Below are 1,639 nucleotides of genomic sequence, written 5' to 3'. Positions count from 1 at the left end.
GCCCGCGCCCGAGAGCGCCCCGGAGCCGGCGCCCGAGGCCGCCTCCGTACCGGAGACGGACGAAGCAACACCCCTCGCGGCCGAAGCGGTACCAGCGGCGGAGTCGGCCCCCGCCCCCGTCGCAGACGAAAGCATCGCCGCGGCGTCCGGCTACGACGACGCGGAGCGCGACGCCGTACTGCGCGTGATGCGCGAACGCCGCGACATCCGCAATGGCTTCCGCTCCGACCCGATCCCGCACGAAGTGCTCCTCCGCGTCCTGGAGGCCGCGCACACCGCGCCGAGCGTCGGCCACTCCCAGCCCTGGGACTTCGTGGTCATCCGCTCGGCGGAGACCAGGCGTTCCATGCACGAACTGGCGCAGCGCCAGCGCGAGGCGTACGCGAAGTCGCTGCCCAAGGGCCGGGCGAAGCAGTTCAAGGAACTGAAGATCGAGGCGATCCTCGAAACCCCGGTGAACATCGTGGTCACCGCCGACCCGACACGCGGTGGCCGGCACACGCTCGGCCGTCACACGCAGCCGCAGATGGCGCCGTACTCCTCCGCGCTCGCGGTGGAGAACCTCTGGCTCGCGGCCCGCGCGGAAGGGCTCGGCGTCGGCTGGGTCAGCTTCTTCGACGAGCGCGAGATGGTACGGGCGCTGGGCCTGCCCGAGCACCTGGAGGTCGTGGCGTATCTGGTGGTCGGGTACGTGGACGAGTTCCCGGAGGAACCCGAACTGATGCAGGCGGGCTGGTCCAAGCGCCGCCCGCTGTCCTGGGTCGTCCACGAGGAGACGTACGGCCGCCGCGCGCTGCCCGGCGGGGAGCCGCAGGATCTGCTCCAGGAGACGGTCGCGGCGATCCGCCCGCTGGACGCGAAGGCGCTGGGGGAGGCGTGGGAGCGGCAGAAGCGGATGACGAAGCCGGCGGGTGCGCTCGGCATGCTGGAGATCATCTCCGCCCAGCTCAGCGGTCTGTCGCGGCTGTGCCCGCCGCCGATCCCGGAGCCGGCGGCGGTGGCGATCTTCGCGGGTGACCACGGGGTGCACGCCCAGGGGGTGACCCCGTGGCCGCAGGAGGTGACCGCGCAGATGGTCGCGAACTTCCTCGGCGGGGGCGCGGTGTGCAACGCGTTCGCCAACCAGGTGGGTGCCGAGGTGTGTGTGATCGACGTGGGTGTCGTGGGTGACCTCCCGGCCACGCCGGGGCTGCTGCCCCGCAAGGTACGGGCGGGCACGGCGGACTTCACGACCGGACCCGCGCTGAGCCGCGAGGAGGTGCTCGCGGCGATCGAGGTGGGCATCGAGACGGCCCGCGACCTGGTGGCGGCGGGCAACAAGGCGCTGCTGACGGGGGAGATGGGCATCGCCAATACCACGGTGTCGGCGGCGCTGATCTGCGTGTACACGGGCCAGGACCCGGCGGAGGTCACCGGCCGGGGCACCGGCATCAACGACGAGACGCACGCGCGGAAGATCGATGTCGTACGGCGTGGCCTCGACCTCCACCGCCCCGACCCGGCCGACCCGGTGGGCGTCCTGGCGGCGGTGGGCGGCCTGGAACACGCGGCGATGGTCGGATTCCTGCTGGGCGGCGCGTCGTTGCGTACGCCGGTGATCCTGGACGGCGTGAGCGCGGGCGCGGCGGCGCTGGTGGCG

Annotated in this window: 1 protein-coding gene; it reads left to right on the top strand. The window is 72.8% G+C overall.

All coding sequences use genetic code 11. The annotated features are described in order from the left end of the window. Window positions 1–1,639 (top strand): 5,6-dimethylbenzimidazole synthase (gene bluB / locus GT042_RS35580; protein WP_237531527.1); only part of this gene is annotated, 1,639 nt, incomplete at both ends.

Origin of the sequence: Streptomyces sp. SID3212 (assembly GCF_009865405.1) — a bacterium.
Classification (GTDB): Bacteria; Actinomycetota; Actinomycetes; order Streptomycetales; family Streptomycetaceae; genus Streptomyces.
This window is presented reverse-complemented; position numbering and strand designations above follow the sequence as displayed.